Below are 4,106 nucleotides of genomic sequence, written 5' to 3' on the forward strand. Positions count from 1 at the left end.
CGGCCACACCTACGAGCTSAACCAGGCCAACGGCTTCGTCGGAGTGATCGAACCCTCCGGCTGGCACAGCGAGTCCGACGTGCCGCGCCCCGACCGGCGGCACGCGAAGCACGGCCCGGCTCACCACCACCACTCCGTCAAGCACCACAAGCACTCCGCGCAGCACAACAGGTGATCCGGAGCCTTGAGAGAGCCCGCCGAAGCCGGGCCGGAGCGGGCCGGGCCCACCGACGCTAAATGGGTGGGCGCGGCCACGGCTCGTGCGCGATGATCCGTGCTCGTGAACCTCGTCCTGCCGCCCCGGCTCACCGCATCCGCACAGACTCTCCGGGAGGCCGCGCACCACCGCGGCCTGCGGACGGTCCAACTGCCCACCTTCGCCGTACCGGCCGAGCTGCGCGGCGAGCATCTGCACGCCGGGCCCGCCTTCGCGGACGCCGTGGCACCGGCTCTGGGCATCGCCCTGTCGGAGGCTCCCGAGGACTGGCTGGCCCGGCTGCCCCGGGAGTTCACCGGGCGCGAGATCGCCTTCGGGCCCATCCGGGAGGCCTATGGCCTGCGGCGGCCCGCCTTCGTCAAGTCGCCCAACGACAAAGGGATTCCGGCCCGGATCTACACCGACGGATCACGGCTGCCGGGACCGGACGCGGTGGATCCGCTGACTCCGGTGCTGATCAGCGATGTGGTGGAGTTCGCCGCGGAATACCGGCTGCATCTGCTCGACGGCGCCGTGCACACCGGCAGCCGCTACGCGCGCCACGGGCGGCTCGCCCTTGGCCCGCTGAGCGACGACGCCGCCGCCTTCGGGGCGGAGCTGCTGGCAGCGTGCCGCGACACGCTGCCCTCCGCCATCGTCGTGGACGTGGGCCTCGCGGAGGGACGCTGGTCGGTGATCGAGGCCAACGCCGCCTGGGCGAGCGGCATGTACACCGCCGACCCCCAGCGGGCGCTGGACGTCGTGCTCCGCGCCGCCTGCCCCGCCGGGGCCGTCATCCCGCGTGACCGCCGGTTTCTTCGTGCGGGGAGCCCGCCCCTCCCCCGTTGACCTATCCGGCCAGCGCCTGGTCGACGCTGGGGTGGCAGTCGATCACCAGGTTCAGGCCGATCATCTCGATGACGCGTCGTACGGGTGTCTGGGCTCCGGCGATACGCAGCCAGCCGCCGCCGTCGCTGATGAGCTGCCCCGCGGCCAGGAATACGTTGATGCCACTGGAGTCCAGGAACGTCACGCTGCTCAGATCCGCCACGACACGCTGGGCGCCCGCGCCGGCCGTACGCAGTATGGACTCACGGACGGCCCCCGCCGTGTCGTGATCGATCTCGCCGCCCAACAGGACGACACGGATGTCGTCGACGGTCTGTTCGTCGATGCTCAACCGGTTGGGCCGGCCTGGTTCCTGGATGCTCGTCACCGTTGTCCCGACGCTGTTGGATCCCGTTGATGTGGTGATTGTGCCTCACCGCAGGGACGCAAAGCACGCGATCTGCTGCACAGCGCGAGTGGCTGCGCTTATCTGGACTCATGCAGCTTCGCGACGGCGGGGAGTGCGTCAAATGAGAGCCTGTCGGGTACACGCAGTCCCGCGCAGAGCACAGGAATGAGGGACGCATGGAAGCGGGACCGGAGAGCGGCGGCGAGGACGAAGCGCGGCCACACACCCTGATTCAGGCCAGCCACGCCTTGGACGGGCAGGAGGGCTGCATCGCCGAGGCACGCCATTTCGCCGCCGGCTTCCTGGCGAAGGCACGCACCGAGCACGCGGTGGACGTGTCGCCCCGCGCGGTGGATTTCACCCAACTGGTCGTGAGCGAGCTGGTCACCAACGCGGCCAAGTACGCCCCCGGGCCGGTCCTGATGGATCTGCGCGTCGTCGGCGGCATGGTGGAGATCGTGGTGTGGGACAGCGACCCCACGGTGCCCGAGGCCCGCGTCACCGACCCGGGCCGCATCGGACAGCACGGCCTGGAGATCGTCGAACGCGTCGCCAGCAGCCTCACCGTCCACCGCGAAGCGGTCGGCAAGCGCATCACCGCCACGCTCCCCCTGACCGACGCCGCACCCCTCAGTAACGCCTGACCTGGGGCACCGCATGCCCCGGACGCCCTAACCCGCCAGGGCCTGCTGGAGGGTGGGATGGCAGTCGACGGCCAGGTCCAGGCCGATGAGCTCGATGACGCGCCGCACCGACTCCCGGGCGCCCGCGATGCGCAGCCAGCCGCCGACGTCGTTCATGACGCGGTGGGCGGCGACGAAGACATTGGTACCGCTGGAGTCCAGATAGGTGACGGCGCTCAGGTCCGCCACGACGCAGGCAAAGCCTTCGGAACCCGGCGCCACCAAGGCGTCCCGGACCGCGGCCACGGTGTCGAGATCGATCTCGCCGTGCAGTGTGACGACCCGGATGCCATTGATGGTCCGCTTCTCGATGGACAGCCGTTCGGGCCAGCCCTTGCCTGGAATGCTGGTCACCCTGTCCTTAATTGCGCCTAGGATTTCCTGAATCAGCCTGTACAGATGATTCTGCCTCATCTGCCGGGTCCACGGGTACGCGATCTCGGCTATCCCGAGGCGGCATGGCACGTAAGTGACAGCGGGCCGGGTACGCGCATTCGCGACAACGGGGGAAGCGAGGGATATGCATGCCGACCGGAGATGGCGGCGGGGAACGTACCGGGGACGACACCCTGTTCCGGGCCAGCCACGCCCTGGAGGGCGATGACCGCTGCATCGCCGAGGCCCGCCACCTCGCAGCCGCCTTCCTCGACCAGGCCCGAACCTCATATGACGTAATCGTTTCTGCGCGGGCGGTGGACCTGACGCAGCTCGTGGTCAGCGAACTGGTCACCAACGCCCGCAAATACGCTCCCGGGCCGGTGCTGATGGACCTGCGGATCGCCGGAGGCATGGTGGAGGTGGTCGTGTGGGACACCGAACCCGCACTTCCCGTGCCCCGCGACGCCGACCCCGGCCGGATCGGCCAGCACGGCCTGGAGATCGTCATGCGGATCACCCGGCATCTGAGCGTGCACAAGGAGGCCGTCGGCAAGCGCGTCACGGCCCGCCTGCCGCTGGACGACCCGCCCCGGACTGGACAGTGAGTCACTGGCCGCCCGCAGTGCACGTGCTCGGCGTGACGCGGGCGGCGATGCCGCTCGACCTGTTCTTCGCGCTTCTGGGGCAGACGCGCACGGCGGGCACCGGGACGGTCACCCTTGAGGGGCTTGCGGACCGGCGCTGAAGGTGCCTGACGTCAACGCGGTACGGGCCGCACCGTGCCGTTGGCGTCGCAGCGGACCGTGCGGCAGTGGCTCACGCGAACAGCGCGGTGATCAGGGCGATGTCGTCGTCCTTGTTCTGGCCGAAGCGCTCCAGGAGCAGGTCGCACATCGCATCCAGGTTCTGCGGGCCCTCGGCGACGGCCTCGCGGAAGGTGGCGAGGGTGACGTCCAGGTGGACGGCTCGTATCTCGACCAGGCCGTCGGTGACCAGCAGCAGGCGGGTGCCCGGCGCGATGTCGATGACGACGGGCGGCGGGTGCGGGAGACGCAGACCGATCAGCGGGCCGTGCTCGTGGTGGTACCGGGGGCCCTGCTCGGGGTCGATCAGCAGCGGGGGGATGTGGCCCGCGTTGGCGATGTGCAGCCGGCGCCGGGCCGGTTCGACCAGGACCAGGCACAGGGTGACGGTGATGCCCGGCTGGGACTGGCCCAGCAGAGTCTCCAGGCGTTGCAGGATCTGGTGCGGGGCATGGCCTTCGATGGCGTAGGCGCGCAGCGCGTGGCGCACCTCCCCCATGACGGTCGCGGCGCGCACCGAGTGCCCGACCACATCGCCGATGGCCAGGAGCAGCCCGCCGGGGGTCTGCACGGCTTCGTAGAAGTCGCCGCCGATCTCCGCGTGCTCGGCGGCCGGGAGGTAGCGGAAGGCCAGCGAGATGCCGGGGACGTCGGGGTGGGTGCTGGGCGGGGGGGGGGGGGGGGGGGGGGGGGGGGGGGGGGGGGGGGGGGGGGGGGGGGGGGGGGGGGGGGGGGGGGGGGGGGGGGGGGGGGGGGGGGGGGGGGGGGGGGGGGGGGGGGGGGGGGACTTCTACGAAGCCGTGCAGACC

7 protein-coding genes are annotated in these 4,106 nt (G+C 71.0%); 4 read left to right on the top strand and 3 right to left on the bottom strand.

Going from position 1 to position 4,106, the window contains the following annotated elements; genetic code table 11:
- The first annotated feature begins 280 nt into the window (after positions 1-280).
- A complete protein-coding gene (locus AB8Z36_RS33240; RefSeq protein WP_369217108.1) occupies positions 281-1,045 on the top strand; it encodes an ATP-grasp domain-containing protein in 765 nt (254 codons plus the stop codon).
- A gap of 1 nt (position 1,046) precedes the next feature.
- On the opposite strand, the gene AB8Z36_RS33245 is transcribed toward AB8Z36_RS33240, so the two are convergent.
- Positions 1,047-1,376 (bottom strand): STAS domain-containing protein, encoded by a 330-nt coding sequence (locus tag AB8Z36_RS33245; RefSeq protein ID WP_369217109.1) that lies wholly within the window; start codon positions 1,374-1,376, stop codon positions 1,047-1,049.
- Positions 1,377-1,609: 233 nt separating this feature from the next.
- On the opposite strand from AB8Z36_RS33245, the gene AB8Z36_RS33250 reads away from it, so the two are divergent.
- The gene (locus AB8Z36_RS33250; RefSeq protein WP_369217110.1) at positions 1,610-2,077 is read left to right on the top strand and encodes an ATP-binding protein; all 468 of its coding nucleotides are present in this window, start codon (positions 1,610-1,612) and stop codon (positions 2,075-2,077) included.
- Positions 2,078-2,104: 27 nt separating this feature from the next.
- On the opposite strand, the gene AB8Z36_RS33255 is transcribed toward AB8Z36_RS33250, so the two are convergent.
- Positions 2,105-2,470: an STAS domain-containing protein gene (locus AB8Z36_RS33255; RefSeq protein ID WP_369217111.1), complete on the bottom strand. Its 366-nt coding sequence runs from the start codon at positions 2,468-2,470 to the stop codon at positions 2,105-2,107.
- A gap of 170 nt (positions 2,471-2,640) precedes the next feature.
- Here AB8Z36_RS33255 and AB8Z36_RS33260 point away from each other — a divergent pair, with 170 nt between their 5' ends.
- Positions 2,641-3,099 (top strand): ATP-binding protein, encoded by a 459-nt coding sequence (locus AB8Z36_RS33260; RefSeq protein ID WP_369217112.1) that lies wholly within the window; start codon positions 2,641-2,643, stop codon positions 3,097-3,099.
- Positions 3,096-3,239 (top strand): hypothetical protein, encoded by a 144-nt coding sequence (locus AB8Z36_RS33265; protein ID WP_369217113.1) that lies wholly within the window; start codon positions 3,096-3,098, stop codon positions 3,237-3,239. The genes AB8Z36_RS33260 and AB8Z36_RS33265 overlap by 4 nt, the downstream gene beginning before the upstream one ends.
- Positions 3,240-3,310: 71 nt before the next feature.
- Here AB8Z36_RS33265 and AB8Z36_RS33270 read toward each other — a convergent pair whose 3' ends face one another.
- A complete protein-coding gene (locus AB8Z36_RS33270) occupies positions 3,311-3,868 on the bottom strand; it encodes a PP2C family protein-serine/threonine phosphatase (RefSeq protein WP_369217114.1) in 558 nt (185 codons plus the stop codon).
- Positions 3,869-4,106 lie beyond the last annotated feature (238 nt).

The sequence above is a fragment of the Streptomyces flavofungini genome, assembly GCF_041028215.1.
In the GTDB taxonomy this organism is placed as follows: Bacteria; Actinomycetota; Actinomycetes; order Streptomycetales; family Streptomycetaceae; genus Streptomyces; species Streptomyces flavofungini_B.